Source organism: Brevundimonas sediminis (genome assembly GCF_048799765.1).
Taxonomy (GTDB): Bacteria; Pseudomonadota; Alphaproteobacteria; order Caulobacterales; family Caulobacteraceae; genus Brevundimonas.
The window spans coordinates 55,036-77,130 of sequence record NZ_JBLYQK010000011.1 but is presented as its reverse complement, the minus strand read 5'-3'; the positions used below and the strand labels follow the sequence as shown (position 1 = coordinate 77,130).

The 22,095-nt window shown below is 68.8% G+C and carries 20 protein-coding genes; 9 read left to right on the top strand and 11 right to left on the bottom strand.

Annotated elements, in window-relative coordinates; genetic code table 11:
* The first annotated feature begins 29 nt into the window (after positions 1–29).
* Positions 30–989: an alpha/beta fold hydrolase gene (locus tag ACLQ7T_RS08605; RefSeq protein WP_420479051.1), complete on the top strand. Its 960-nt coding sequence runs from the start codon at positions 30–32 to the stop codon at positions 987–989.
* On the opposite strand, the gene ACLQ7T_RS08600 is transcribed toward ACLQ7T_RS08605, so the two are convergent.
* On the bottom strand, positions 986–1,972 hold the full coding sequence (locus ACLQ7T_RS08600) for an LLM class flavin-dependent oxidoreductase (RefSeq protein ID WP_420479050.1): 987 nt from the start codon (positions 1,970–1,972) through the stop codon (positions 986–988). The two genes, ACLQ7T_RS08605 and ACLQ7T_RS08600, sit on opposite strands and share 4 nt — an antisense overlap.
* A gap of 237 nt (positions 1,973–2,209) precedes the next feature.
* Here ACLQ7T_RS08600 and ACLQ7T_RS08595 point away from each other — a divergent pair, with 237 nt between their 5' ends.
* The gene (locus ACLQ7T_RS08595; RefSeq protein ID WP_420479049.1) at positions 2,210–3,547 is read left to right on the top strand and encodes an alpha/beta hydrolase family protein; all 1,338 of its coding nucleotides are present in this window, start codon (positions 2,210–2,212) and stop codon (positions 3,545–3,547) included.
* On the opposite strand, the gene ACLQ7T_RS08590 is transcribed toward ACLQ7T_RS08595, so the two are convergent.
* The 3 genes from ACLQ7T_RS08590 to ACLQ7T_RS08580 all read right to left on the bottom strand — a co-directional run bounded on the left by ACLQ7T_RS08590 (position 3,544) and on the right by ACLQ7T_RS08580 (position 6,354).
* A complete protein-coding gene (locus tag ACLQ7T_RS08590) occupies positions 3,544–4,473 on the bottom strand; it encodes a pirin family protein (RefSeq protein WP_420479048.1) in 930 nt (309 codons plus the stop codon). The genes ACLQ7T_RS08595 and ACLQ7T_RS08590 overlap by 4 nt on opposite strands.
* 13 nt (positions 4,474–4,486) lie before the next feature.
* Positions 4,487–5,791 (bottom strand): SMP-30/gluconolactonase/LRE family protein, encoded by a 1,305-nt coding sequence (locus ACLQ7T_RS08585; RefSeq protein WP_420479047.1) that lies wholly within the window; start codon positions 5,789–5,791, stop codon positions 4,487–4,489.
* 71 nt (positions 5,792–5,862) lie between these two features.
* The gene (locus ACLQ7T_RS08580; RefSeq protein WP_420479046.1) at positions 5,863–6,354 is read right to left on the bottom strand and encodes an Lrp/AsnC family transcriptional regulator; all 492 of its coding nucleotides are present in this window, start codon (positions 6,352–6,354) and stop codon (positions 5,863–5,865) included.
* A gap of 147 nt (positions 6,355–6,501) precedes the next feature.
* Here ACLQ7T_RS08580 and ACLQ7T_RS08575 point away from each other — a divergent pair, with 147 nt between their 5' ends.
* From ACLQ7T_RS08575 to ACLQ7T_RS08550, 6 genes are all read left to right on the top strand, one after another.
* Positions 6,502–7,737: a 3-methyl-2-oxobutanoate dehydrogenase (2-methylpropanoyl-transferring) subunit alpha gene (locus ACLQ7T_RS08575; RefSeq protein ID WP_420479045.1), complete on the top strand. Its 1,236-nt coding sequence runs from the start codon at positions 6,502–6,504 to the stop codon at positions 7,735–7,737.
* A gap of 2 nt (positions 7,738–7,739) precedes the next feature.
* Positions 7,740–8,864 carry an alpha-ketoacid dehydrogenase subunit beta gene (locus ACLQ7T_RS08570; protein WP_488174655.1) on the top strand — a complete coding sequence of 375 codons (1,125 nt, stop codon included), beginning with the start codon at positions 7,740–7,742 and terminating at the stop codon, positions 8,862–8,864.
* 1 nt (position 8,865) lies between these two features.
* The gene (locus ACLQ7T_RS08565; RefSeq protein ID WP_420479044.1) at positions 8,866–10,491 is read left to right on the top strand and encodes a dihydrolipoyl dehydrogenase family protein; all 1,626 of its coding nucleotides are present in this window, start codon (positions 8,866–8,868) and stop codon (positions 10,489–10,491) included.
* 159 nt (positions 10,492–10,650) lie between these two features.
* Positions 10,651–11,292, top strand: a complete 642-nt coding sequence (locus tag ACLQ7T_RS08560; RefSeq protein WP_420479043.1) for a hypothetical protein — start codon at positions 10,651–10,653, stop codon at positions 11,290–11,292.
* Positions 11,289–12,704, top strand: coding sequence for a dihydrolipoyl dehydrogenase (gene lpdA / locus ACLQ7T_RS08555; RefSeq protein ID WP_420479042.1), 1,416 nt, complete (start codon positions 11,289–11,291; stop codon positions 12,702–12,704). Before ACLQ7T_RS08560 ends, lpdA begins: the two co-directional genes overlap by 4 nt.
* A gap of 177 nt (positions 12,705–12,881) precedes the next feature.
* Positions 12,882–13,937, top strand: coding sequence for a substrate-binding domain-containing protein (locus ACLQ7T_RS08550; RefSeq protein ID WP_420479041.1), 1,056 nt, complete (start codon positions 12,882–12,884; stop codon positions 13,935–13,937).
* A gap of 163 nt (positions 13,938–14,100) precedes the next feature.
* Here the strand turns inward: ACLQ7T_RS08550 and ACLQ7T_RS08545 are convergent, their stop codons facing one another.
* The 3 genes from ACLQ7T_RS08545 to ACLQ7T_RS08535 form a co-directional block, all read right to left on the bottom strand.
* Positions 14,101–15,186: a glycosyltransferase family 4 protein gene (locus ACLQ7T_RS08545; RefSeq protein ID WP_420479040.1), complete on the bottom strand. Its 1,086-nt coding sequence runs from the start codon at positions 15,184–15,186 to the stop codon at positions 14,101–14,103.
* Positions 15,187–15,265: 79 nt separating this feature from the next.
* Positions 15,266–15,676: a hypothetical protein gene (locus tag ACLQ7T_RS08540; protein ID WP_420479039.1), complete on the bottom strand. Its 411-nt coding sequence runs from the start codon at positions 15,674–15,676 to the stop codon at positions 15,266–15,268.
* Positions 15,677–15,767: 91 nt separating this feature from the next.
* Positions 15,768–16,229, bottom strand: a complete 462-nt coding sequence (locus ACLQ7T_RS08535; protein WP_420471167.1) for an Lrp/AsnC ligand binding domain-containing protein — start codon at positions 16,227–16,229, stop codon at positions 15,768–15,770.
* Between the two features lie 108 nt (positions 16,230–16,337).
* On the opposite strand from ACLQ7T_RS08535, the gene putA reads away from it, so the two are divergent.
* A complete protein-coding gene (putA, locus tag ACLQ7T_RS08530) occupies positions 16,338–19,463 on the top strand; it encodes a bifunctional proline dehydrogenase/L-glutamate gamma-semialdehyde dehydrogenase PutA (RefSeq protein WP_420479038.1) in 3,126 nt (1,041 codons plus the stop codon).
* Here the strand turns inward: putA and map are convergent.
* The 4 genes from map to ACLQ7T_RS08510 all read right to left on the bottom strand — a co-directional run bounded on the left by map (position 19,460) and on the right by ACLQ7T_RS08510 (position 22,072).
* Positions 19,460–20,227, bottom strand: a complete 768-nt coding sequence (gene map / locus ACLQ7T_RS08525; RefSeq protein WP_420471165.1) for a type I methionyl aminopeptidase — start codon at positions 20,225–20,227, stop codon at positions 19,460–19,462. The genes putA and map overlap by 4 nt on opposite strands.
* Positions 20,224–20,436: a ParD-like family protein gene (locus ACLQ7T_RS08520; protein ID WP_420479037.1), complete on the bottom strand. Its 213-nt coding sequence runs from the start codon at positions 20,434–20,436 to the stop codon at positions 20,224–20,226. The genes map and ACLQ7T_RS08520 overlap by 4 nt, the downstream gene beginning before the upstream one ends.
* A 69-nt stretch (positions 20,437–20,505) precedes the next feature.
* Entirely contained in the window at positions 20,506–20,748 is a 243-nt protein-coding gene (locus ACLQ7T_RS08515; protein WP_420479036.1) for a hypothetical protein, read from the bottom strand.
* 58 nt (positions 20,749–20,806) lie between these two features.
* Positions 20,807–22,072 (bottom strand): hypothetical protein, encoded by a 1,266-nt coding sequence (locus ACLQ7T_RS08510; protein WP_420479035.1) that lies wholly within the window; start codon positions 22,070–22,072, stop codon positions 20,807–20,809.
* Positions 22,073–22,095: the final 23 nt, after the last annotated feature.

Here is a 22,095-nt window from a genome sequence, read left to right as displayed (position 1 = left end):
CGGTCGCGCCCGGTGATCCCGTGGTGTCCATGCAGACCCGCCTCATCCAGACCGACACCCTCCGCCAGCAGATCCTTGAGGCCGGCTCCGGCCCATTGGTCCTGTTCATCCACGGCTTCCCCGAGCTGGGCATCAGCTGGCGGGCGCAGGTCGAGGCCCTGGCCGGGGCCGGCTATCACGCTGTCGCGCCGGACATGCGGGGCTATGGCGGGACCGACAAGCCTGAGCAGAAGGAGGCCTATTCGGTCCTGCATCTGGTCGGGGACATGGTCGATCTGGTGCGGGCGCTGGGGCATTCGACCTGCACGGTCGTCGGCCATGACTGGGGCGCGCCGGTGGCCTGGCACTGCGCCCTGATGCGGCCGGACGTCTTCACCGCCGTCGCCTGCCTGTCGGTGCCGCTGCAGCCGCGCCGGGCCAAGGGGCCGCCGACCGTGGCCATGGCGGCGATCTCGAAACGGGCCGGGCTGGGCGAGCTCTACATCAACCAGTTCCAGGCCCCTGACGCGCATGAGGTGTTCGAGGTCGATGTGGCGGCTGGCCTGCGCAAGGGCTTCTGGGCCTATGACGGCGCCACCCCGCCGGAGCTGCAGTCTACCGGCTTCATCCAGCCGGGCGAGAATTTCATCTCCACCGTCCCCGAGGACGCGCCCCTGCCGCCGTGGATGAATCCGGCGCATTTCGACGAGTACGTCGCGGCCTTCGAGGCGGGCGGCTTCCGCGCCCCGCTGGACTGGTACCGCTGCATCGACCTGAACTGGTCGCTGACCGCCTTCCTGCAGGATGCGCAGGTGCGCGTGCCGGGCGCCTTCATGGTCGGCGACCGCGATCCGGTCCGGCACTATTCCGGGCAGCATGAGGCGGGACTGAAGGACCTCGTCCCCGACCTGCGCTCACAGGTCGTCGTGCCGGGCGCGGGGCACTGGATCCAGCAGGAACGGCCCGAGTCGGTGAACGGTTGGCTGCTGGAGTTTCTGGGCGGGCTCTAGAGCCCGCTGATCGCCTCCGCCGTCACCTCGAGGCTGTGCAGCCGGGCGTCGAGGTCGTGGATCATGCCGGTGACCATCACCTCATTCACCCCGGTCAGGGCGATGAAATCGGCCAGCCTTGCACGCACCGTCTCCACCCCGCCGATGGCGGCGTAGGTCAGGCGGCTCTCGACCGCCGCGATCTGGCGGGCGTCCAGAACGGTGGTGATGTCGTCCACCGGCGGCTTCAGCTTGCCGGGCTTGCCGGTCACCACCGCCGCGAACGACTGCTGCATCGAGGTGGACAGGCGCTTCGCCTCGGCATCGCTGTCGGCGGCGAAGACGTTGATGGCGGCCATGGAGTACGGCTCGGCCAGCTGCTTCGACGGGCGGAAACCGGCGCGATAGGTCTCCAGCGCCTGCAGCAGCAATTCGGGCGCGAAATGGCTGGCGAAGGCGAAGGGCAGGCCCAGGTGTGCGGCCAGTTCGGCGCTGAACAGGCTGGAGCCCAGCAGCCAGACCGGCACCTTCGACCCCGCGCCCGGCCACGCGGTCACCCGCTGGCCTTCGACCGGATCGTCAAGGAAGCGCTGCAGCTCCAGCACATCGCGGGGGAACTGGTCGGCGGCGTCGAAATAGCGGCGCAGGGCGCGGGCGGTCTCGCCGTCGGTGCCGGGCGCGCGGCCCAGGCCCAGGTCGATCCGGTCCGGATAGAGGGCGGCCAAGGTGCCGAACTGCTCGGCCACCACCAGCGGCGCATGGTTGGGCAGCATGATCCCGCCCGAGCCGACGCGGATGGCCTGCGTCTGTCCGGCGACGAAGCCCAGCGCCACCGCCGTCGCGGCGCTGGCGATGCCGGGCATGTTGTGGTGCTCGGCCAGCCAGAAGCGGTTGAAGCCGGTCCGTTCGGCCGTCTTCGCCAGCTCGGCGGTTTCCAGAAGGGCGCGGCGGGCGTCGCCGCCCTCCACGATGGGCGACAGGTCGAGCACGGAGAAAGCGGTCATGACCGACAGATCGGGTCTGCCGCCGGGCATTCAAGTCCTGTGCGGTTACGGATTGGGGGGTGAGGGGTGAAGAGTGAGTGGTGAGTGTTGAGCGGGGAGGCAGGCAGCAGGCAACGGGGCATGGGCAGGGGGCGCCGGGCGGCCGACATCACTCCCCGTCTCGACACACCACTCACGCTCACTCTTCGCTCGCCACGCCCGCGAGGCGCGCATAGGCTTGGCGGACTGGAGGGCCTCATGACCATTCTTTCGCCGATCCTCGCCGCTGTCGTGGCCGTTGCGCCCGCCCAGGCGTCTCCTGACATCACCGGCGCCTGGGAGGGGCGCATCAGCGTGGGCGGGCAGTCGATCCGCATTGTCTTCAACGTCGCCGCCGACGGCGCGACCACGATGGACAGCCCGGATCAGGGCGCGCGGGGCATTCCGGCGACCTCGGCGGTGGAAGGGCGGACGGTCCGCTTCACCGTCCCGGCCATCGGCGGCCGGTTCGAGGGCCTGCTGGCCGACGACGGGCGCAGCCTGACCGGCGCCCTCGCGCAGGGCGGGATGAATGTCCCGCTGGTGATGCAACGCGGCGAGATCGCCGCCGGGGCGTCGCGGCCGCAGACCCCGCAGCCGCCCTTCCCCTATCGCAGCGAGGAGGTGGTCGTCCCGACCCCCACGCCGGGCGTCCAACTGGCCGGGACCCTGGCCGTGCCCGAGGGCGCGGGTCCTTTTCCCGCAGTCCTGTTGATCACCGGGTCGGGCCAGCAGGACCGGGATGAGACCGTCTTCGACCACAAGCCTTTCCTCGTTCTGGCTGACGCCCTGAGCCGCCGCGGCGTGGCCGTCCTGAGGGTCGATGACCCCGGGGTTGGCGGTTCCACAGACCGGGCCGGGCAATCGACTACGGCAGACTTCGCGGTTGATGCCGGCGCTGCATTTGATTGGTTGGTTGCTCGACCAGAGACAGCTGATACGCGTGTCGGACTACTCGGGCATAGCGAAGGCGGGACCATCGCGCCGATGGTCGCCCAGACTGATCCCCGCGTCGCATTTGTAGTTCTGCTGGCCGGGCCTTCGGTGCGGGGCGCCGAGGTCATGACGGAACAGTCCCGGCGCATGCAAACAGCCGCCAGAATCGACCCGGCTGTTGTCGACGGCAACGTCGCCATTCAAGCGCGCATCATGGCTGCTATCGCCGCTCATCCGGATGATGGCGACGGTGCGGCGAGGGCCGTGCGAGACTCGCTGTCTGGCGTGGATGTTCCGCCACAGTTGCTCGATCAAGCTGCAGGTTGGGCTGCAACCGACTGGGCCCGCTGGTTCATCGCCCATGACCCCCAGCCGTCGCTGCGCGCCCTGCGCGTCCCGGTGCTGGCGATCTATGGCGGTAAGGACGTTCAGGTCCCGGCGGAGCAGAACGCAACGGCCCTGCGCGCGGTCCTGCCCTCGGCCGAGATCGTGGTCCTGCCCAATCTCAACCACCTGATGCAGCCCGCGGGCACGGGGTTGCCGGCCGAGTACCGGACGATCGAAACCACCCTCGATCCCGAGGCCCTGAAGACGATCGTCGACTGGGTGGCCGCTCGCTAGACCGGGTGCGTCGGCTCGGCCTTCGGCGCCGGCTCCGGCGTCGAGGGCACGTCGGGCAGGGGGATGAACTCCAGATCGTCCTCCGCCGGCAGGGCCATTCGACCGGCCTTCCAGTCGGCCTTGGCCTGATCGATCCGCTCCTGCGAGGACGAGACGAAATTCCACCAGATGACGCGCGGCCCGACCGGCTCGCCGCCCAGCACCATGACCGACGACGGTCTGATCGCCTTCACGGTCGGCTCGGCCGTCGGCTCCAGCACGATCATCTGGCCCTCGTGGAAGGTGCGGTCGCCGACCTCGATCTCGCCCTTCACGACATAAAGGGCGCGTTCCGAATAGCCGCCCGCGCCCCGACCCGGGGGCGGCGCGGTGCGGACGCCCTCGGCCAGTTCCCAGTGGACGTAGAACAGGGGCGAGGAGATCGGTGCGGCGGCCTTGGCGCCGTAGGCCTCGCCCGCCACCAGCCGCGCGAACAGGCCGCCGTTCTCATAGGCGGGCTGGCCCTCCTCGGCGATGTGATGGAACGAGGGCGCGGTCTCTTCCATCTCGGTCGGAAGGGCCACCCAGGCCTGCATCCCGTGCATCGCGCCCCCCTGGCTCCGCTTCAGCGGATCGGTGCGCTCTGAGTGGACGATGCCGCTGCCCGCGGTCATCCAGTTGACCTCGCCCGGGCGGATCGCCTGGGTCGCGCCGGTATTGTCCCGGTGCATGATCTCGCCCTCGAACAGATAGGTCAGGGTCGACAGGCCGATGTGCGGGTGCGGCCGGACATTGATCGCCTCGGCGCCCGGCGCGAATTCGGCCGGGCCCATCTGATCGAGGAAGATGAAGGGGCCCACCATCCGGCGGGAATGGAAGGGCAGCACGCGGCCGACCTCGAACCCGCCCAGATCCTTGCGGCGCGCGTCGATCACCAGTTCGATCATCTCGATATCCCCGTCAGTCCAGCCGCAGTCGGGCGATCAGCCCGGGGCCCGGCGTCTCCGTGCGCGCCGCGCCCTGGGCGTCGAAATCGCTCCACTGCGATCGCGATACGAACACCAGTTCGCCGTTCTCGACCAGTCCCGTCGTGGGCTCCTCGATCTCCGGCAGGTTGGCGGCCAGGGTCTCGACGCGTTCGATCCTGTCCCAGCCCCCGGCGAGGGCCAGCCTGAGCACGCGTTGCGGCGTCATCCCGTTCTGGAGGGCGATCAGGCGCGTCCCGTCGGTCGCCAGCCCGTCGATCCCGATCAGGGCCGCGTCGGGCGGCGCGGGAAGCCGGGTCGCCGCGCCGGTGTCACGCTCAATCCGCCACAGACTCGAGGCGTAGTCCGCCACGATCAGGGCGCGTCCGTCGGGCGTCACCACCATCCCCTGCGGCGAGCCCAGGACGCCGCCCGCCAGCAGCGGGGCCAGGGCGTCCGCGCCGGGGGCGAGGGCCAGGATCGCGCCGCCCTCCGAGTCCGCCAGATAGACGGTCCCGTCCGGCGCGACGACGACGTCGCCCGGCGAGGCGCCCGGGGCCGGGTAGCGGGCCAGAAGGCGTCCATCCGCCAGGTCGATCTGCAGCAGGGCGGGGGTCGGCGCGACGGCGTCGTCGGGCAGGCCGTGCACGGCGGGCGGGACCGGGGCGGTGGCGGCCCAGAGGACACCGGCCCGCGGGTCCGCGGCGAGACCCAGCACGCCCCCGATGTCCGGGACGGCGTCGAGGAAGGGAGACAGGCCTCCTGTCTCGTCCAGCACCGCCACGGTCCGTCCGCGCACCTGCGACACCAGCCAGCGTCCGCGGGCCGCGTCCCGCGCCACGCTCTCGACCAGCACCGGCCCGGACACGGTGGCGACGACGGAGAGCCGCTCCTTCCCGATCGGCGCCCGGTTCGCGGCGAAGGCCTCGAGCAGGGGCGCGAAGGCGGGATGGTCCGACAGGGTCGAAAGGGTGCGATCGGCGGCCGGATCGAAGGCCACGCCGACGCGGGCCAGTCGTCCGGCCTGGGCCAGGGCCTCATCCGGTCGGTCCGACGCGGCCGCCACCCGGGCGCGCAGAAGGATCAGGCCCGGATGATTGGGATTGCGCCCGTCGGCCTCGGCGAGACGGGCGGCGGCGGTTGTCAGGTCGTCACCGGCGGCCGCCGCCATGCCTTCCGCGCGCAGGCGGCGAAAGGCGGCCAGGTCGGTCTCCGCGGCGGGCGCGTCCGGGGTTTGCGCGACCTGCGTGGGCTCGCCGGCGAGAAGGCCGAACAACACGAGGCTCGCAAACAGGGTCATGACGCCTCTCCCGGAAGGTCAGGCGCGGACTATCCGTGAGCGGCCGCCGCCTGCCAAGCCGGAAGGCGCGGTCAGGACGTGACGTGCGGGGTGACGATGCCGAGAGGCAGGGCGGTCACATTCTTCACGCCGCGCGTGACGATGTGGCTCTCGCAGTCCGACACGATGTTCAGGCTGAGCAGCTTCTCGCGCAGGAATTTGTCGAAGGCGTGCATGTCGGAGGTGATGATCCGCAGCACATAGTCCTCGCGGCCGGTGATGGTGGCGCACTGCACCACCTCGGGCCAGTGGGCGACGGCGGCCTCGAAGATGTCCAGGTTCTCGCTGGACGGCAGGCTCAGCTTGACGATGGCGTAGACCTCGAAGTCCAGGCCCAGCTTGTCGGCGTCCAGCAGGGTCACCCGCTTGCGGATGAAGCCGGTATCCTCCAGCCTCTTGATCCGACGCCAGCAGGGCGAGGCGCTCAGGCCGACACGGTCGGCGACCTCTGCGACCGACAATCCGGCGTCCTGTTGCAGGATGTCCAGAATTCGGGCGTCGACGGGATCCAGCTCTTCGGCCAATGCGTTTCTCCACTTATTATTATGGCGCAATAAAATACCCGCGATGTGCACATGGCAAGGTCAAAATCGAGCGAGCCTTGGCGCCGGGGTCGTGCTAGATCGCTGACTGAGGAAAACGCGGTCGGATCAACCGAACGGCAGGACGGAATGAAGAAGCCCAATACGCCCCAGTTGTCGCTGCGCGTGCCCGAGCCTTCGGGCCGTCCGGGCGATGCGCCGGACTTCAGCCACCTGCGGTTCGACGCCGCCGGCGCGGTGGATCGCCCCGACGTGGCCTCGACGCCCTACGAGATGCGCGAGCACGCCTTCCAGCTGGTCCGGGTGCTGGACGACGAGGGCCGGGCGGTCGGGCCGTGGGACCCCAAGCTGGACCCCGAGACCCTGCGCCAGGGCCTGAAAGCCATGATCCTGACGCGCGCCTTCGACGACCGGATGCACCGCGCCCACCGGCAGGGGAAGACCAGCTTCTACATGAAGTGCACCGGCGAGGAGGCCATTGCGGTCGCCCAGGGCATGATCCTGCGCCGCGAGGACATGGGTTTCCCGACCTATCGCCAGCAGGGCCTGCTCATCTCGCGCGGCTATCCGCTGGTCGAGATGATGAACCAGATCTATTCGAACGCGGCGGACCCGATCAAAGGCCGTCAGCTGCCGATCATGTACTCCTCGAAAGAGTACGGCTTCTTCACCATCTCGGGGAACCTGGGCACCCAGGTGCCGCAGGCCGTCGGCTGGGCCATGGCCAGCGCCTACAAGGGCGACGACAAGATCGCCATCAGCTGGATCGGCGACGGGGCCACGGCGGAGGGCGACTTCCACAACGCCCTGACCTTCGCCGCCGTCTATCGCGCTCCGGTGATCCTGAACGTCGTGAATAACCAGTGGGCCATCTCGTCCTTCATGGGCATCGCCGGCGGGCTTGAGACCACCTTCGCGTCCAAGGCCATCGGCTACGGTCTTCCCGCCCTGCGCGTCGACGGCAACGACTTCCTCGCCGTCTGGGCCGCGACCAAGTGGGCCGAGGAGCGCGCGCGCACCAATCAGGGCGCGACGGTCATCGAGCTGTTCACCTACCGCGGCGCCCCGCACTCGACCTCGGACGACCCCAGCCGGTACCGCCCGGGCGACGAGCACGAGAAATGGCCGCTCGGTGACCCGGTCGACCGCCTGAAGTCGCACCTGATCGCGCTCGGCGAATGGTCGGACGCGCAGCAGGAAGAGGCCGAGAAGGACGCCGTCGAACAGGTCCGCGCCGCCGGCAAGGAGTCCGAGGCCATCGGCACGCTCGGCCAGTCGCGCCCCAGCGTGAAGACCATGTTCGAGGAAGTCTTCGCCACCGAGGACTGGCGCCTCGTGGAACAGCGTCGCGAGGTCGGAGTCTGAGCATGACCGAGCAAACCACCTTCACCGAAGCGGACCGCACCGACGGCGTCGAGCCCGACATGGTCGATCAGAAGCACGCGCCGAAGTCGGTCGCCCCGACCTCCGGCGTCCAGCCGATGAACATGATCCAGGCCCTGAACTCGGCCCTGGACGTCAAGATGGCCGAGGACGGCAACGTCCTGTCGTTCGGCGAGGACGCCGGCTATTTCGGCGGCGTCTTCCGCGTCACCGACCATCTGCAGCAGAAGCACGGCCTGACCCGCAGCTTCGACGCCCCGATCAGCGAGTGCGGCATCGTCGCCGCCGCCATCGGCATGGGCGCCTATGGCCTGCGTCCGGTCGTGGAGATCCAGTTCGCCGACTACATCTATCCGGCCTACGACCAGATCGTCTCCGAAGCGGCCAAGCTGCGCTACCGCTCGGGCGGCCAGTTCACCTCGCCGATCACCGTCCGCAGCCCCTACGGCGGCGGCATCTTCGGCGGCCAGACGCACAGCCAGTCGCCGGAAAGCCTGTTCACCCACATCGCCGGCCTGAAGGTCGTGGTGCCGTCCAACCCCTATGACGCCAAGGGCCTGCTGACGGCCTGCATCGAGGACGACGACCCCACCATCTTCTTCGAGCCCAAGCGCCTCTACAACGGCCCGTTCGACGGCTGGCACGAGAAACCGGTCTCGCCCTGGAAGACGCAGGAATTCGCCCAGGTCCCCACCGGCAAATACGTCGAGCCGATCGGCAAGGCGCGGATCATGAAGGAAGGCGCCGACGTCACCATCCTGGCCTGGGGCACCATGGTCTGGGTGTCGCTGGCGGGCGCCGAGCATGCGGGCGTGGACGCGGAGGTCATCGACCTGCGCACCCTGGTGCCACTGGACATCGAGACCATCGAGGCCTCGGTGAAGAAGACCGGCCGCTGCGTGATCGTGCACGAGGCGCCCAAGACCTCGGGCTATGGCGCCGAGCTGTCGGCGCTGGTGCAGGAGCGCTGCTTCTATCATCTGGAAGCCCCCATCGCCCGCGTCTGCGGCTGGGACACCCCCTATCCGCACGCCTTCGAGTGGGAATATTTCCCCGGCCCGCAACGCGTGGCCGACGCCCTGAAAGCCACCATGAGCGGGGGACGCTGACATGGGTCGTTTCGTCTTCAAACTGCCCGACGTGGGCGAAGGCACCGCCGAGGCTGAACTGGTCGGCTGGCATGTGAGGGTCGGCGACGTGGTCGCGGAGGACCAGATCGTCGCCGACGTCATGACCGACAAGGCCACCGTCGAAATCACCGCCCCGGTCTCGGGCAAGGTCATCGCCATCCACGGCGAACCCGGCCAGATGGTCCCCGTGCGCGGCCCGCTGGTGGAGTTCGAGGTCGAGGGCGCGGGGAATGCGTCCGGCGAACCGGCTCCCGCTCCGGCGCCCAAGGCCGAGGCCGCTCCGGCTCCGGTCGAGGCGCCGAAGGCCGCCGCCCCGGCTCCGGCCGCGCAGGCCGCCGCCGGCGCCAACTACGTCTTCAAACTGCCCGACGTGGGTGAAGGCACCGCCGAGGCCGAGTTGGTGGGCTGGCACGTCAAGGTCGGCGACACGGTGTCCGAGGACCAGATCCTCGCCGACGTCATGACCGACAAGGCCACGGTCGAAATCACCTCGCCGGTGTCCGGCGTGGTCGTCGCCCTGCACGGCGAGCCCGGCCAGGCCTCCGCCGTCGGCGGTCCGCTGGTCAGCTTCCAGGTCGAGGGCAAGGGTAATGTCGCCGCCGCTCCGGCCGCCGCACCGGCTCCGAAGGCCGAGGTCGCCCCCGCTCCGGTCGCCAAGGCCGCGTCGAAGCCCGCCCCTGCGCCGGTCGCCGCCGACAGCAAGCCGCGCACCCTGTCCGACCGCAACCAGCGTCCGCTGGCCTCGCCCGCCGTGCGCAACCGCGCTCGCGATCTGGGCGTCGAGCTGCAGTTCGTGCCGGGCTCCGGCCCCGCGGGTCGCATCGAGCACGCCGACCTCGACGCCTTCGTCGCCGGTGGTTCGAAGGCGTCCGTCTCCGGATCGTCGGCCTCGACCTACGCCAAGGCCGAAGGCACGACCGAGGTCCGCATCATCGGCCTGCGCCGCAAGATCGCGGAGAAGATGGCCGAGAGCGTCCGCCGCATCCCGCACATCACCTATGTCGAGGAGATCGACGTCACGGCGCTGGAGGAGCTGCGCGCTCATCTGAACGCCGAGGCGAAGAAGAGCGGCAAAGGAAAGCTGAACGTCCTGCCCTTCATCGCCCGCGCCATCGTGGTGGCCCTGCGCGACCAGCCGCAGATCAACGCCACCTATGACGACGAGGCGGGCGTCCTGACGCAGCACGCCGCCGTTCACCTGGGCATCGCCGCCCAGACGCCGAACGGCCTGATGGTGCCGGTGGTTCGTCACGCCGAGGCCCGGGATCCCTACGACACGGCGGCTGAAATCGCCCGCGTCTCGGGCGCGGCCAAGGACGGTTCGGCCAGGCGCGAGGAGCTGTCGGGCTCGACCATCACCATCACCTCGCTGGGGACCCTGGGCGGGGTGGTTCACACCCCGATCATCAACCACCCGGAAGTCGCCATCGTCGGTCCGAACAAGATCATCGAGCGCGTCGTGGTGAAGGACGGCCAGATGGTCGTCCGCAAGATGATGAACCTGTCCTCGTCCTTCGATCACCGCATCGTCGACGGCCACGACGCGGCCGTCTTCGTCCAGCGCATCAAGGGCCTGCTGGAGCATCCCGCGACGCTGTGGATGTGACCCTCCTTCCGCTCATCCCGGCGAAAGCCGGGACCCAGTGCTTTGGGTGATGGAGCGGGCGGGGTTTGGATGAGGCGGAAGTCCTGAGGCGCCGGCGTCAGGCTGGACAGAACTGGGTCCCGGCTTTCGCCGGGATGAGCGGAGAGAGGGAGGCCATCGATGAAGATCAGGGTCCTGCTGACCGCCGTCGGTCTTGCCTCCGCGTTCGCCGTTCCGGCCATGGCCTGCACCCGGGCGCCGGACAACGCCGTCCAGCGCATGGCCTATTTTCATTCCGTGACGTCGGTCTACGTCGCGATCGCGGAGGATTTTCAATCGGCGAACCCCCGCTATCCGTCAGATGAGTTCACGGTTCGAATGAAGCCGGTGGAGACAGTCTGGGGCGACCCTCCCGGGCAGGCCCTGACGCTGAACTTCACGCCGGGCGCCTGCACCGAGTGGTTCTTCGATGAGGACGACCTTCAGGCCCAACGGATCAATGGTGGGCGCTATTTCGTGTTCGTGGCGCCGAACGGGGAGCGGGATCCAAGCCTGATCCACGTCGAGCCGGCCGGGACGCGGACGGGGGCGGAGGCGCTGGTCCGTCTCGGACACCTCCAGATGCGCGGCGATCTGACCCCACGCCCTGACAGCCCGGTCATGCCGGAGTGGCCCCCCAGATCCATGGCTGACCAGACCCAAGGACCGACCTTGCCGCGTTGGCTTCCATGGGTCGGCGGCGCTTCCATCATCTCCCTCCTCCTCGGCTTCCTGATCGGACGCGGTCGGGCCGCGCGAACCAAGAAATCCAAGACCTCATGACCCAGACTCTCAAAACCAAAGTCCTCATCATCGGCGCGGGCACCGGCGGCTATGTCGCGGGGATCCGTTGCGGCCAGCTGGGCCTCGACACCGTGCTGGTGGACGGCGGCGACGGGCTGGGCGGGACCTGCCTGAACGTCGGCTGCATCCCGTCCAAGGCCATCATCCACGCGGCCAACAAGTTCGAGACCGTGGCCAAGGCCGCCGACGGCGGCACCCTGGGCATCACGGCGGCCAGGCCGGCCATCGACCTGAAGCAGACCGTCGAGTGGAAGGACGGCATCGTCCGTAAGCTGAACAACGGCGTCGCGGCCCTGCTGAAGAAGGCCAAGGTCAAGGTCATCAAGGGCTGGGCGACCTTCGCCGACGCCAAGACCTGCACCGTCGCGACCGCCGACGGCGACATCCGCATCACCGCCGAGCACGTCATTCTGGCGACGGGCTCCGAGCCGGTCGAACTGCCCTTCCTGCCCTTCGGCGGCGACGTGATCTCGTCCACCGAAGCCCTGTCCCTGCCCGACGTGCCGAAGAAGCTGGTCGTCGTCGGCGGCGGCTATATCGGGCTGGAGCTGGGCATCGCCTTCCGCAAGCTGGGCGCCGAAGTCGCCATCGTCGAAATGGCCGACCGCCTGCTGCCGCTCTACGACAAGGCCCTGACCGAGCCGGTCGCCAAATGGCTGCAGAAGCATGGCGTCGAACTCCACCTCGGCGCCAAGGCCGGATCGTTCGAGAACGGCGCGCTGAATGTCACCGGCGCCGACGGACAGGCGCTGAAGATCAAGGCCGACAAGGTGCTGGTCACCGTCGGCCGCAAACCGCGCACCAAGGGCTTCGGGCTGGAGAACATGGGCGTGGCCATGGCCGGGCCGTTCGTGAAGATCGACGACCGCTGCGCCACCAGCATGCGGAACGTCTGGGCCGTCGGCGACCTGACCGGCGAACCCATGCTGGCCCACAAGGGCTCGGCCCAGGGCGAGGTGGTCGCCGAGATCATCGCCCATCTTTCAGGCAAGGGGGGGCACGACCGCCGCTTCGATCCGGTCACCATCGCCGCCGTCTGCTTCACCGAGCCGGAGATCGTCTCGGCGGGCCTGGGGCCACAGGATGTGGCGGGGCGTGACGACGTCATTCAGGCGGTCTTCCCCCTGATGGCCATCGGCCGTGCGCTCGCCATCGAGGCGGGCGAGGACGGCGGCTTCGTCCGTGTGCTGGCGTCCAGGACCGATCACCGCCTGCTGGGCGTCCAGGCCGTCGGCCAGCACGTCTCGGAACTGTCCAACAGCTTCGCCCAGATGCTGGAGATGGGCGCGGTGCTGGAAGACGTCGCCGGCGTCATCCACGTCCACCCCACGCTCGGCGAGGCCTTCCACGAGGCGTCGCTGCGCGCGCTGGGGCATGCGATTCACATCTGACGCGGAGGGAGTAGGGCCTAGGAATTAGGAATTAGGGACGGTCGCGCTGCGGGACGGTCCGGGCACATACCCGCTAATTCCGAATTCCTAAGCCCTACTCCCTCCTTCCCCCTTCGCCCAACCGTCACAATCCTCTGGTCTAAGCGGCGCGAACCTTCAGCCGTCCGGAGACTGACGATGACCCGCGCCCTGCTCGCCGCCGCCTCGGCGGTCGCCCTGCTCGCCCTCGGCGCCTGCGGCGACAACAACACCGCCACCCGGTCCGGCATCTGGGCCGCCGGCTCCTCGACCGTCTTCCCCTTCGCCACCCGCGTGGCCGAGAATTTCCAGCGCACCCAGGGCGGCGCCGCCCCGCGCGTCGAGGCCCTGGGCACCGGCGGCGGCATCCAGGCCTTCTGCCAGGGCGTCGGCCCCTCGACCCCGGATATCGCCAACGCCTCGCGCCCGATGAAGAAGTCGGAGTACGAGCTCTGCCAGCAGAACGGCGTGACCGACATCGTCGAGATCAAGATCGGCTTTGACGGCATCGTCATCGCCACCGCCCGCACCGGCGAAAGCTTCAACCTGCGCCTGCAGGACCTCTATCTGGGCCTGGCCAAGGACGTTCCGGGCGAGGGCGGCGCCTTCGTGGCGAACCCGTCGACCACCTGGAACCAGGTCAATCCGGGCCTGCCGAACCTGCGCATCCAGGTCTACGGCCCGCCGCCCACCTCGGGCACCCGTGACGCCTTCCTGGAGCTGGGCATGGCGCCGGGCGCCAAGCTGATCCCGGCCCTCGCCGCCCTGTCCGACGCCGACAAGGACCGTTTCGAGACGATCGCCCACACCGTTCGCGAGGACCAGCTGTGGATCGACTCCGGCGAGAATGACAACGCCATCGTCCAGACCCTGACCCGCACCCCGGGCTCGCTGGGCGTGTTCGGCTTCTCCTTCCTCGAGCAGAACATGGACACGGTGAAGGCCGAGACCATCGACGGCATCGCCCCCTCGGCCGACACCATCGCCGACGGCTCCTATCCGCTGGCCCGCAGCCTCTACATCTACGTGAAGAAGCAGCACGTCGGTGTGACGCCGGGTCTCGAGCAGTTCGTCATGGAGTTCATGTCGGAAGCCTCGGCCGGCCGCGGCGGCTATCTGCAGGACCGCGGTCTGGTGCCGCTGCCGGAAGACCAGCTGGCCGCCCAGCGCGCCATCGCCCAGGCCCTGACGGTGATGTCGGCGCCGAGCCACTAAACTCATCGCTTCCTTCTCCCCTCCGGGGGAGAAGGTGGGCCGCGGAGCGGCTCGGATGAGGGGGATGTTCGAGGCAACTGAATAGAGGGAGGGCTTGGCGGGCTTACCCCTCATCCGTCACGCTTCGCGCGACACCTTCTCCCCCAAGGGGAGAAGGGCTTCCTCAGGCCGCCGCCTTTCGTCTCAGCCGCGCGATACGGCGCAGGCGCCGCCAGAACCGCCCGCGGTCCGGCTCCGGATAGGGCTGCAGGTTCTCGATGAACTGCTCGGCCGAGGCCCGCCAGCTGAATTTCTCGGCATAGGCGCGCACGGTCGCCCGGTCGCACTTCAGCGCTTCCAGACAGGCGGTGCGCAGGTCGTCGTCGATGGCCCCGGCGTTCGAGCCCGGAATGATGTCGATGGGGCCGTGGGCCGGATAGGCGGCGACCGGCGTGCCGGTGGCCATGGCCTCCAGGATCACCAGGCCGAAGGTGTCGGTCCAGCTGGGGAAGACGAAGACGTCGGCGTCGCGGAAGCAGCGGGCCAGCTCCTCGCCGAAGCGGGCGCCGAGGAACTTGGCTTCCGGATACTTGGCCTGCAGCTCCTCGCGGGCCGGGCCGTCGCCGACCACGATTTTGGTGCCGGGCAGGTCCTGTTCGAGGAAGGCCTCGATGTTCTTCTCGACGGCCACCCGGCCGACGTTGAGGAAGAAGGGGCGCGGCCAGTCCTTACCGCCCATCTCGTCGTAGATGCGCTCCAGGTCCGGGTTGAACTGTTCGGTGTCCACACCGCGCGTCCACGGCGAGACGTTGCGGAAGCCGTGCGCGGTCAGCTCGTCGCGCAGGGTCGGGGTGGCGACCATCAGCCGTCCCGACGGCTTGTGGAACCACTTCATATAGGCATAGCCGACCTGCACCGGGATCGGGAACCGGGCCGAGACATACTCGGGGAATTTGGTGTGGTAGCTGGTCGTGAACGGCAGCTTCCATTCCACGCAGATGCGGCGCGTGGCGATGCCGATGGGGCCTTCGGTGGCGATGTGCACGGCTTCGGGCTCGAAGGCGCGCAGCCGTTCGCGAATCTCTTCTTCCGCGCCCAGCGCCAGCCGGATCTCCGGATAGGTGGGGCAGGGGATGGTCTTGAACTGGCTCGGCTCGATCACCTCCACCTCATGGCCCATGGCGCGGCATTCCGCGGTGATACGGCTCAGGGTGCGGACGACGCCGTTGACCTGGGGCTCCCAGGCGTCGGTGGCCAGAACGATGCGCATAAGGCCGGAAGGCTCCGCCGTTGATCGGACGGAACGGTCTAGCGCTTCGCGATGACGTTGGCGAGACGGAGCGTTAGGCTCATCGAGTGGCGGTGAACTGTGCTCGGCCCTGAGACGAGTTGAGGTCCGCAGTCTTGTCCGTCCAGGTCAGGCGCTGTCCTGAGGCGGGCGAGGGCAGACCCGGGCCGGTGATCTCGATCAATCGGCGCAGGCGCGGGAAATCCTCTGCGACGCAGGGTTGGAGGACCTCGTGCGCGGAAGCCGAACCCGTTTGCGAAACTCTGCCACCCCCGACACAACCGTTTGAAATCTCGTATCTGAACTCGCCGTCGGCGGAATCCGGGTCCCGGTAGATATCCAGAACGATTCCGGTGCGGCTCACCAGGGCGCCGTCGAGTTGAGCGAGATGGCCGCTCCACATCCGTTCGGGATGTCGCGCTTGCTGACTTGGCAGGCGGTCGCAGCCGCTCGCGCCCAAGGCTGCGAGCATCAGAGCTACAGGCGCAATACGCATCGATCGGAAGCCCCTCGTTGTCCGGCGCCCATCTAACCGGCTTCGAGGAGAATTGGCGATCCGGCGCCTACAGCGGCAGCGCCGTGGTCGCCTTCACCTCTTCGAGAACGGCATAGGTTCGGGTTTCCCGGACGCCCGGCATCTTCACCAGCACATCGCCGAGGAAGGCGCGGTAGGCGTCCATGTCGCCGACGCGGGCCTTGATCAGATAGTCGAACCCGCCCGCCACCATATGGCACTCCAGCACCTCGGGCTGGCGGCGCACGGCCTCGGCGAAGGCCTCGAACATGTCGCCGGTGGTCCGGTCCAGCAGGACCTCGACGAAGATCATCAGGCCCCGCCCCACCTTGGCCGGGTCGATCATCGCGGCGTAGCCGGTGATGATCTTCCGCTCGCGCAGCCGCCGGACCCGTTCGAAACAGGCGGCGGGCGACAGATTGCACCGCCGGGCCAGCTCCGCGTTGGAGATACGGCCGTCCTCCTGCAGCGCCTTGAGCAGGCGGCGGTCGACCGCGTCGATATTTTCCATCGGTTTGAAGCCTGTTCGCCGAACGATCTTCGGCTGTGCTGTCCATCATACGATGCACATTCGGACATGTCCGCCATATATGCGCGATCGAACAGGATCTCCGCGCCCATGACCACCGTCGCCTTCACCCCTTCGAGCGTCGCCGGCTGGGACACCCTGGACGACGGAAAGTTCGCCGATGAGACCGCGACCGTCCGCGGCCTGCTGGACCGCACCCCACTGGACGGCGCCGAACGCGCCGCCGTGCTGGCCAGCGCCACCGATCTGGTCGAGCGCGCCCGTCGCAGCGTGAAGAAGCAGGGCGTGGTCGAAAGCTTCCTGCAGGAGTTCTCGCTGGGCACCCGCGAGGGTCTGGCCCTGATGTGTCTGGCCGAGGCCCTGCTGCGCACGCCGGACGAAGAGACCCGCGACCGCCTGATCGCCGAGAAGATCGGCTCGGCCGACTGGGCCAGCCACCTCGGCCAGTCCGACAGCCTGTTCGTCAACGCCTCGACCTGGGGCCTGATGCTGACCGGCAAGCTGGTGGACGTGGACGAAGAGGCCAAGACCGACCTGCCGGGCTTCCTGAAGCGCATCGTCGGCCGTCTGGGCGAGCCGGTGATCCGCGAGGCCGTCGCCGCCGCCGTCCGCATCATGGGCGAGCAGTTCGTGGTCGGCCGCACCATCGAGGCGGCGTTGAAGCGCTCCAACAAGGAAGGCTGGCTCTGCTCGTTCGACATGCTGGGCGAGGGCGCCCGCACCGCCCATGACGCCGAGCGCTACGAGAAGATCTACGCCGACGCCATCGAGGCCGTGGGCAAGACGGCCAAGGGGCAGGGACCGGAGGTCGGCCACGGCGTTTCGGTCAAGCTGTCGGCCCTGTCGCCCCGCTATGAGGCGGTGCACGAAGACCGCGTCTGGTCCGAGCTGTATCCGCGCGTGAAGCGTCTGGCCCTGATCGCGGCCAAGTACGACATCAACTTCACCATGGACGCGGAGGAGGCCGACCGCCTCGCCCTGTCGCTGAAGCTGCTGGACCGTCTCGCCAACGAGGCCGAGCTGGGCGAATGGAAGGGCCTCGGCCTGGCCGTTCAGGCCTATCAGAAGCGCTGCCCCGAGGTGATCCGCCGCGTCGCCGAACTGGCGAAGACCTCGGGCCGTCGCCTGATGGTCCGTCTGGTCAAGGGCGCCTACTGGGACACCGAGATCAAGCGCGCGCAGCAGTTCGGCCGCACCGACTATCCGGTCTTCACCACCAAGGCCGCGACGGATCTGAACTATCTGGTCTGCGCCCGCCTGATGATCGAGGCCGCGCCGCACATCTACAGCCAGTTCGCGACCCACAACGCCCACTCGCTGGCCGCGGTCCACAAGATGGCCTCCGAGCGTGGGGTGAAGATCGAGTTCCAGCGCCTGCACGGCATGGGCGAGGCCCTCTATGACGCCGCGAAGGAAGCCTTCGGTCCGGTCACGGTGCGCGCCTATGCCCCCGTCGGCGGGCATGAGGACCTGCTGCCCTATCTGGTGCGCCGCCTGCTGGAGAACGGCGCCAACTCCAGCTTCGTCCACGCCCTGCTGGACGAGCGCGTCCCCGCCGCGGCCGTCGCCGCCGACCCCATCTCGACCGTCGAGGCCCATCCCGACCGTCACGCCAAGATCCCCGTTCCGAAGGATATGTACATGGACCGCCAGAACTCGCTCGGCCGCGACTACTCCCGGCTCGCCGACCGCGAGCGGCACGCCCTCGCCCTTCAGAAGGTGGACAGCGAGAAGCTGACCTCCGGCCCGATCATCGGCGGCAAGCTGAAGGCCGGGACGAACGCGCAGGACGTGACCAATCCCTTCGACACCACCCAGGTGCTGGGCCATGTCTCGGAAGCGACGGCGGAAGACATCAACGCGGCCGTCGACGCCGCCGCCCGCGCCCAGATCGTCTGGGACCGCAAGGGCGGCGCGGGCCGGGCGCCGGTGCTGCGCGCCATGGCCGATGCGCTGGAAGCCGACATGGATCGTCTGGTCGCCCTGCTGTCGCGGGAAGCCGGCAAGACCCTGAACGACGGCGTCGCCGAGGTGCGCGAGGCCGCCGACTTCTGCCGCTACTACGCCATGCTGGCCGAGCGTGACTTCGGCGGCGCGCAGGAGCTGAAGGGCCCGGTGGGCGAGATCAACTCGCTGGTCCTGCACGGCCGCGGGATCTTCGCCTGCATCAGCCCGTGGAACTTCCCGCTGGCCATCTTCACCGGCCAGATCGCCGCCGCCCTGGCCGCCGGCAACGCCGTGCTGGCCAAGCCCGCTGAACAGACCCCGCTGATCGCCGCCGAGGCCGTGCGCCTGTATTACAAGGCCGGTCTGGACGCCAACCTGCTGGCCCTCGTCCCCGGTCGCGGCGAGACCGTGGGCGCGGCCCTGGTCTCGCACCCCGGCATCGACGGCGTCGCCTTCACCGGCGGCACCGACACGGCCGGCGCCATCAACCGCGCCCTGGCGGCCCGTCCGGGCGCCATCATCCCCTTCATCGCCGAGACCGGCGGGCTGAACGGCATGTTCGTGGACACCACGGCGCTGAAGGAACAGGTCATCGACGACGTCATCCTGTCGGCCTTCGGCTCGTCGGGCCAGCGCTGCTCGGCCCTGCGCCTGCTCTATGTGCCGAACGAGGCCGCCGACGCCCTGATCGAAGGCCTGAAGGGCGCGCTGGCGGCGCAGGTCGTCGGCGACCCGACCGACCCGTCCACCGACATCGGCCCGGTCATCGACGCCGACGCCAAGGCCATGCTGGAGGCCCATCTGGCCCGCCTGGCCATGGACGCGACCATCGTCGCCCGCGCAGAGCTGCCCGCCGGCTCGGACAAGGGCCACCTGTTCGCCCCGACCATCGCCGAGATCCCGACCGCCGACTATCTGGAGCGCGAGGTGTTCGGGCCGATCCTGCACATCTGCCGCTATGAGCCGTCGAAGCTGAAGGAGACGGCGGCGAAGCTGGCGCAGCGCGGCTACGGCCTGACCCTGGGCGTGCACAGCCGCATCGAGGCCTTCGCCGAGGAGGTCACCCGTCTGGTTCCGGCCGGCAACGTCTACATCAACCGCTCGATCATCGGCGCGGTGGTCGGCGTCCAGCCGTTCGGCGGCGAAGGCCTGTCGGGCACCGGCCCCAAGGCCGGCGGTCCCTACAGCCTGATCCGCTATGCGTCGGAAAAGGCCGTCAGCAACAACATCTCGGCGCAGGGCGGCGACCCGGCGCTGCTGAACCTCTAGGCCGCCGCCTTCTCGTCGGCCCGGAGCGTCAGCACCCGCACGCCGTCCTTCGTGACCGCGACCGTGTGCTCGAATTGGGCCGACAGCTTCCCGTCGATGGTGGTGACGGTCCAGCCGTCGTCGCCGGTCTCGACGCCCGCGCGGCCCTGGTTGATCATCGGCTCGATGGTGAAGGTCATGCCCTCGCGCAGGGTCAGGCCCTTGCCCGGCTTGCCGAAATGCAGGACCTGCGGGTCCTCGTGCATCTCGCGGCCGATGCCGTGGCCGCAGTAGTCGCGCACGACCGAGTAGCCGGCCTTCTTCGCATGGGTCTCGATGGCGTGCCCGACGTCGCCCAGGGTCGCGCCCGGCTTCACCGCCCGGATGCCCTTCCACATCGCCTCATAGGTCGTGCGCACCAGCCGCTTCGCCGCCGCCGGGACGTTGCCGATCATGTAGGTCTTGGACGAGTCGGCGATGAAGCCGTTCTTTTCCAGGGTGATGTCCAGATTGACGATGTCGCCGTCCTTGAGGATTTCGGTCTCGGACGGCACCCCGTGGCAGACCACGGCGTTGATCGAGCAGTTCAGCACGAAGCCGTAGCCGTACTGGCCCTTGGACGCGGGCCGGGACTTCAGGTCGTTGACGATGAAGGCCTCCACCCGGTCGTTGACCGCCATGGTGCTCATGCCTGCCAGCGACAGGGTGTCGATATAGGCGAAGACGGAGGCCAGCAGGCGTCCGGACTCGGCCATCAGCTCGATCTCTTCCGGCGTCTTGGTCATGCCGCCGCTCCCGTCGCCAAGGGCGCGTCCACGCCCGCCGCCTTCAGCTCACGCGCCGCCAGTTCCTGAAACGTCAGGCCGGGATTGAGCTCGCCCAGCATGCCGATCCGCATCCAGAAGGCGGCCTGCCCGTTGATCGACCGGCACGAGGCCTTGCTGGCCCGGCGCAACTGCTCGTGCAGCTCGTCCTCGATGTTGACGATGCCCATGGGGCGAACTCCGCATATACGTTTCGTATATGTGGCATATAGGTCGAGCCGGACCGGTTCAAGGCGCCGTCAATCGCGTGGGGCGAAGCTCTTCTCTTCCGCCAGCGGCGCGATGAACAGCCGGTCGCAGCGGTCCTCGTCGTCCTTGAGGGGGATGACCTCGAAGCCGTCGGCCGAGGCCTCGACCTCCGCGGCGAGCGAGCGAAACTCCGCTTCATGGCCTTCGCGGCCGTACAGCAGATAGCCGTCCTTGGCGTCGAGGACGCCGTACGATGGACCGCCTTCGAGGAGGGTGTCGATGTCCATGGTCATGAGACCGGAAAGCGGAACCCCCCGGTCCGGTTTCAAACCGCCAAGGTTCAGGCGCCTCTCAGGGGACTGTGATCGTGCCCCACATCGGCTGGATGCCCGCCTCGGTCTCCAGCCGCAGGCCGTAACCGCCGGGGGGCAGCAGCAGGGTCGCGCGGGCCTGGCCTTCGGTCAGCAGGACGTGGTCCGCCGGCACCCCCGCCGGGCCCTCGGACAGCCGCATCGCCTGCAGCAGGGTGGTCCCGGTGAACGGCGGAACCGCGACCTCCACCGGCTTGCGCAGCGGGTCGGCGGCGAGCCAGCCGGGACGGCCCGAGACCGGAGCGAGGCGGGGATGGAAGACCGACAGGTCCATCTGACCGGCATAGGTGCGGCTGCCGATCGCGGCGCCGTCCTTCGCCACCACGATCGGGGCCGTGGGCGCGAACCGTTCCTGAACCGCCGCGACATGAGGCGCATCGTGGGCGGGGTTCAGCGCGGGCCAGTTGGAAGACTGCTCGATGGTCAGCGGGTCGATCCCGGTCTTGGCCTTCAGCCTCGCCGCGAACCATGTGCCGCCCAGGCCGGGCTTCTCCATCGCATGGCTGTAGCCGACGTAGACGAAGACCTTGGCGTCCGGATTGGTCGACAGGATGTTGGCGATCAGATTGTCGGCCTGGGCCTCCTCACGGGCGGCGATCTCACCCTCCCAGTCCGAGCCTTCCGGCGCCTGCTGGTCGAACATCTGCTCATAGGCGGCGAAGCGGTAGCCCAGGCGGGCCGCCTCGCGCACTGTCTCGGCATAGACCGGATCGCGGCTGTACCAGCCAAAGTCGGCGATAAAGGGCATGCCTTGCCGGTACAGGGTGATCGACGGCGCCGGCTCCTGTTGTCGCTGGGTGAAGGTCTCGGCGGCGAACCAGTCATATCCAAGCGGGCGCAGGGCGCGGGCGACCTGACCGGCGAAGTTCCGATGGCCCGAGATATTGTGGGCCTCGTTCAGAATGACGATGGAGGTGTTGGCCGCGCCCTCGAGGATGGCCTCCATGGCGTCGCGGCTGACCGCCCCTTCCAGATCAGGGCGTTCCAGACCGGGGCGAGGCGGCTTCTCGGTGTCCGCCAGGGCGGTCGCCTCATCGCCGAGGAAGGAGGCATACTGGCCCAGCATTCCGCCCGCAGGCGCCTCGCCGGCCGCGGCCCGCGCCTTCAGATCCAGGTACTGGGGGATGTAGCGCCCCTCCTGAAAGAAGCGCTCTTCGGGCGTCAGCGCCTCCTGCGCCCGGGCCCCCAGCGCCGTTGTTGCGCCGATCGCGCCTGCCGCCAATCCGAACCCGCGTCGCGTCAACATGGTCTGACCTCTTCTCCACACGC

Coding starts and splice junctions, on each gene's coding strand:
- ACLQ7T_RS08605 (WP_420479051.1), top strand. CDS start 30: ATGCAGACCCGCCTCATCCAGACCGACACCCTCCGCCAGCAGATCCTT.
- ACLQ7T_RS08600 (WP_420479050.1), bottom strand. CDS start 1,972: ATGACCGCTTTCTCCGTGCTCGACCTGTCGCCCATCGTGGAGGGCGGC.
- ACLQ7T_RS08595 (WP_420479049.1), top strand. CDS start 2,210: ATGACCATTCTTTCGCCGATCCTCGCCGCTGTCGTGGCCGTTGCGCCC.
- ACLQ7T_RS08590 (WP_420479048.1), bottom strand. CDS start 4,473: ATGATCGAACTGGTGATCGACGCGCGCCGCAAGGATCTGGGCGGGTTC.
- ACLQ7T_RS08585 (WP_420479047.1), bottom strand. CDS start 5,791: ATGACCCTGTTTGCGAGCCTCGTGTTGTTCGGCCTTCTCGCCGGCGAG.
- ACLQ7T_RS08575 (WP_420479045.1), top strand. CDS start 6,502: ATGAAGAAGCCCAATACGCCCCAGTTGTCGCTGCGCGTGCCCGAGCCT.
- ACLQ7T_RS08570 (WP_488174655.1), top strand. CDS start 7,740: ATGACCGAGCAAACCACCTTCACCGAAGCGGACCGCACCGACGGCGTC.
- ACLQ7T_RS08565 (WP_420479044.1), top strand. CDS start 8,866: ATGGGTCGTTTCGTCTTCAAACTGCCCGACGTGGGCGAAGGCACCGCC.
- ACLQ7T_RS08560 (WP_420479043.1), top strand. CDS start 10,651: ATGAAGATCAGGGTCCTGCTGACCGCCGTCGGTCTTGCCTCCGCGTTC.
- lpdA (WP_420479042.1), top strand. CDS start 11,289: ATGACCCAGACTCTCAAAACCAAAGTCCTCATCATCGGCGCGGGCACC.
- ACLQ7T_RS08550 (WP_420479041.1), top strand. CDS start 12,882: ATGACCCGCGCCCTGCTCGCCGCCGCCTCGGCGGTCGCCCTGCTCGCC.
- ACLQ7T_RS08545 (WP_420479040.1), bottom strand. CDS start 15,186: ATGCGCATCGTTCTGGCCACCGACGCCTGGGAGCCCCAGGTCAACGGC.
- ACLQ7T_RS08540 (WP_420479039.1), bottom strand. CDS start 15,676: ATGCTCGCAGCCTTGGGCGCGAGCGGCTGCGACCGCCTGCCAAGTCAG.
- ACLQ7T_RS08535 (WP_420471167.1), bottom strand. CDS start 16,229: ATGGAAAATATCGACGCGGTCGACCGCCGCCTGCTCAAGGCGCTGCAG.
- putA (WP_420479038.1), top strand. CDS start 16,338: ATGACCACCGTCGCCTTCACCCCTTCGAGCGTCGCCGGCTGGGACACC.
- map (WP_420471165.1), bottom strand. CDS start 20,227: ATGACCAAGACGCCGGAAGAGATCGAGCTGATGGCCGAGTCCGGACGC.
- ACLQ7T_RS08520 (WP_420479037.1), bottom strand. CDS start 20,436: ATGGGCATCGTCAACATCGAGGACGAGCTGCACGAGCAGTTGCGCCGG.
- ACLQ7T_RS08515 (WP_420479036.1), bottom strand. CDS start 20,748: ATGACCATGGACATCGACACCCTCCTCGAAGGCGGTCCATCGTACGGC.
- ACLQ7T_RS08510 (WP_420479035.1), bottom strand. CDS start 22,072: ATGTTGACGCGACGCGGGTTCGGATTGGCGGCAGGCGCGATCGGCGCA.